This is a genomic window from Streptomyces sp. NRRL B-3229 (assembly GCF_000719505.1).
Taxonomy (GTDB): Bacteria; Actinomycetota; Actinomycetes; order Streptomycetales; family Streptomycetaceae; genus Streptomyces; species Streptomyces griseorubiginosus.
Genome location: NZ_JOGP01000064.1, coordinates 1 through 4,388 on the forward strand (window position 1 = coordinate 1; position 4,388 = coordinate 4,388).

General features: G+C 73.3%; 1 protein-coding gene and 1 pseudogene. Both read right to left on the minus strand.

Going from position 1 to position 4,388, the window contains the following annotated elements; translation table 11 throughout:
• Positions 1–1,439: pseudogene (locus tag IF54_RS40175) on the minus strand (type I polyketide synthase); the annotation flags it as partial.
• A 59-nt stretch (positions 1,440–1,498) separates the two neighbouring features.
• On the minus strand, positions 1,499–4,388 hold a 2,890-nt coding region (locus IF54_RS0138625), incomplete at its 5' end, for a type I polyketide synthase (RefSeq protein ID WP_037821196.1).

Here is a 4,388-nt window from a genome sequence, read left to right on the forward strand (position 1 = left end):
AATGGGCGACGTCCGTCAGGTCGGCCTGCCCGCCCTCCAGGTGGTCGGCCAGCCGCTCGGCCTGCGCCTTCAGCGCCTGACCGGAGCGGGCCGACACCACGAACGGCAGCGGACCGGCGAACTCGGCCTGCACCGTGACGGGTTCCCCGGCCGGTGCCTCCTCGATCACCACATGGGCGTTCGTCCCGCTCACACCGAACGACGACACACCCGCCCGTCGCACATGGCCCTCCTCCCGGCAGGGCCATCACCATCTTGATGACACCGGCCACCCCGGCCGCCGACTGTGCGTGGCCGATGTTGGACTTGAGGGAGCCCAGCCACAGCGGACGGTTCTCCGGGCGGTTCTGGCCGTAGGCGGCGATGACCGCCTGGGCCTCGATCGGGTCGCCCAGCGCCGTGCCGGTGCCGTGCGCCTCCACCGCGTCCACGTCCGCCGGCGTCAGCCGTCCGTCGGCCAGCGCGGCCCGGATGACCCGCTGCTGGGCGGGACCGTTGGGCGCGGTCAGACCGTTGGAGGCACCGTCCTGGTTGACCGCCGTACCGCGGATGACGGCGAGGACGGGGTGGCCGTTGCGGCGGGCGTCCGAGAGGCGCTCCAGGAGCAACAGGCCTGCCCCCTCGGACCAGTTGGTGCCGTCGGCGGCGGACGAGAAGGCCTTCGCACGACCGTCCTTGGCGAGGCCCCGCTGGCGGGAGAACTCGATGAACCCGTCGGGGGTGGCCATGACGGCGACACCGCCCGCGAGAGCCATCGAGCACTCGCCGGTGCGCAGCGAACGGGCGGCCAGGTGGAGGGCGACCAACGAGGAGGAGCAGGCCGTCTCGACCGTGACCGCGGGGCCTTCCAGTCCGAGGGTGTAGGAGACCCGGCCGGAGGTGGCGCTGCCGGAGTTGCCGATGCCGAGCATGCCTTCGACGTTCGGCGGGATGCGCTGCCCGATCGGGGCGTAGTCGTGGTGCATCACTCCGGTGAAGATGCCGATGTTCTGGCCGCCGAGGCCGGTCGGGTCGATGCCGGCCCGTTCGAAGGTCTCCCAGGAGGTCTCGAGGAGCAGCCGCTGCTGTGGGTTCATGGCGAGGGCCTCGCGCGGGGAGATCCCGAAGAAGCCCGCGTCGAACTCGCCCGCGTCGTGCAGGAATCCGCCGTGCCGGGCGTACGAGGTGCCGGGGTGGTCGGGGTCGTCGTCGAACAGGGTGTCCAGGTCCCAGCCGCGGTTGGCGGGGAACTCGGTGATGGCGTCGGTGCCGTCGGCGACCAGCCGCCACAGGTCCGCGGGGGCGTTCACCCCGCCGGGGAGCCGGCACGCCATGGCGACGATCGCGATCGGTTCGTGCTTCTCGTCCTCGACCTCGCGGATCCGGCCGTTGGCCCTGCGCAGGTCGGTGAGCGCCTTCTTGAGGTACTCGCGGAGCTTGTCCTCGGTGTCGTTGCTCATGTCTGTCTCTGTGTCCCTTCGCTCTCGGTGTCGCCGGGGGTCGTCCGGTTTTCGTCCGTTCAGGACAGACCGAGCTCGTTGTCGATGAGGGCGAACATCTCGTCGTCGGTGACCGTCTCCAGGTCCACTTCCTCGCTGAGGGCGGGGTGCAGGCTCTCCCACTGGGCGGTGAGCGCCTTGAGCCGCTGGGCGACGAGCTGGGCCTGCGCGGCCGGGTCGGGGCCGTCGTCAGCGGGCTGCGCCACCAACGCCTTCTCCAGACGGCCCAGTTCGTCCAGGACCGACAGCGCCTCGGCGGTCTCGGGCTGCTGGGGGCGCAGTTGCTCCTCGAGCAGGTCCACGAGGGCCGCGGGCGTCGGGTGGTCGAAGACGAGGGTCGCGGGCAGTCGTACGCCGGTGGCCTCGGTGAGGCGGTTGCGGAACTCGACGGCCGTAAGGGAGTCGAAGCCCGCGTCCTTGAACGCCCGGGTGGCATCCACGGTGGCCGGGTTGGCTACCCCCAGGACCGCGGCGACCTGCACCCGCACCACGTCGAGCAGCAGCTGCGCACGCTCCTGCGGACTGCGGCCCACGAGCCGCTGGAGGAGGGTCTCCCCCGCGGGTGCGGCCGCGGCCTTGGCGACACGGCGGGCGGAGGGCCGTACGAGCCCCTGGAGGACCGGCGGGACTCCGCTGCCGTCCGAGGAACGGGACCGTAGGTCGGCCAGGTCGAGCCGGGCCGGTACGAGGAGTGCCTCGGTGGAGCCGAGCGCCGCGTCGAGGAGGGCCAGGCCCTCGGCGGTGGGCAGGCCCAGCATGCCGCCACGCTTGCCCCGGTCGAGGTCGGCGCCGTCGAGGTGGGCGGTCATGCCGGTCGCCTCGGACCACATGCCCCAGGCGAGCGAGGTGGCGGGCAGGCCCAGTGAGCGCCGGTACTCGGCGAGGGCGTCCAGGTAGGCATTGGCTGCCGCGTAGTTGGACTGCCCCGGGTTCCCGAAGACCCCCGCCGCCGAGGAGTAGACCGCGAACGCGGCGAGGTCCAGGTCCTTCGTCAGCTCGTGCAGATGCCAGGCGGCATCGACCTTCGGCCCGAAGACCTTCTCCAGCCGCTCCCGGGACTGCGCCGCGATCACACCGTCGTCCAGGACACCGGCCGTGTGCACCACCGCCGTGAGCGGCCGCTCCACCGACGCCAGAAGCCCTTCGAGAGCCGCACGGTCCGAGGCGTCACACGCCTCGATCCGCTCGCGCAGCGCCAGCTGCGGCTCGCCCGAGGCGAGTGCGGCCGGCAGCCGGTCGGCGGACCGCTCGTCCAGGTCGACCAGGACGATCCGCCCGGGGTTCTCGGACTGGGCGGTGCGCACCAGCCCCCATACCGCGCCCCCCGCCGGATCGGTCACCGCACGGACCGCTCCCCGGGTGACGACGGCCAGCCGTGAGCCGTCGAACCGCGGTTCGGTCAGCCAGGTCTGCACCACGGCGAGGGCCCGGGCCGCCAGCTCGTGGGCGCGGTCGACGCCCTCCCCACCGGCCTCCGACAGATCCAGCAGGAGCCATTCGGGCGCGGCTTCGGCGATAGCGAGTACGGCGGACTCGTCGGCGACCGGGACCGGAGCGGGCCGGTCCGCCGCGGCGGGCTCGGGGAGAACCACTGGGGTCCAGGACATGCGGTACAGGTGCTCATGGGCCGGGGTCCCCGCCGCGCCCAGCTGCTCGGCGGAGACCTCGCGCATGGTGAGGGTGCCGATGCCGGCGACGGGTGCACCGGTGTGGTCGGCGAGCTCCAGCGTGAGGCCGTCGGCGCCGGTACGGGCCGCACGGACGCGCAGCGCGGTGGCGCCGGAGGCGTACAGGGACACCTCGTTCCACGCGAACGGCAGCCGTGTCGTGCCCGGGGCCGGATCGCCCGCCGCGGGGAGCAGGCCGGTCGTCTGGAGGGCGGCGTCGAGGAGCGCGGGGTGGAGGCCGAAGCCGTCGGCCGTCTGGCCCTCGGGCAGGACGACCTCCGCGAACACCTCCTCGCCGCGCGTCCACACTGCCCGTACGCCCTGGAAGGCGGGCCCGTAGGAGTATCCGGCGTCGAGCTGACGGTCGTAGAAGCCGTCGAGGCCGACCTGTCCGGCCCCGGCGGGCGGCCACTGGCCGAGGTCGAACCCGGCGTCGGGGGACTGCTCGGTGACAAAGCCGCTGACGTGCCGGGTCCACGGCGTGTCCGCATCGGCGTCCTGCGGTGCCGAGTGGACGGTGACCGGACGGCGGCCCAGCTCGTCGGGCGCGGCCACGGACACCTGGATGCGCACTCCGCCGCTCGCGGGCAGCACCAGCGGCGCCTCGATCACCAGCTCGTCGACCGTGCTCGCGCCCGCTTCGTCACCGGCCCGCACCACCAGCTCGACCAGCGCCGCACCCGGCACGACGACCGCGCCGGCGACCGCGTGATCCGCCAGCCAGGGGTGCGTACGGACCGACAAGAGCCCGGTCGCCAACACTCCACCGGACTCGGGGAGTTGGGTGACGGCACCGAGGAGCGGGTGGTCGGCACCGCTCAGCCCGAGCGAGGAGGCGTCACCGGTGCCGCCCCAGCCCTGCGGCCAGTACCACTCGCGCTGGAAGGCATAGGTCGGCAGGTCCACCCGGCGCGCACCGGTCCCCGCGAAGAGCGCGGCCCAGTCGACCGCGCGTCCTGCGGAGTGCAGCGCACCGAGCGCACCGAGCGCGGACTCGGCCTCGCCACGGCCCCGCCGCAGCAGGGTGGCGAGGCGGACGTCGGCGCCGTCGAGGATCTCCTGGGCGAGTGCGGTGAGCACACCGTCGGGCCCGGCCTCCAGGAAGACGGTGACACCCTGCTCGTGCAGCGCACTCACCCCGTCCGCGAAACGGACGGCCTCGCGGACGTGTCGCACCCAGTACTCGGGAGAGGTCAGCTCACCCGAAGTCGCGGGCTTTCCGGTGACGTTGGAGACCACGGGG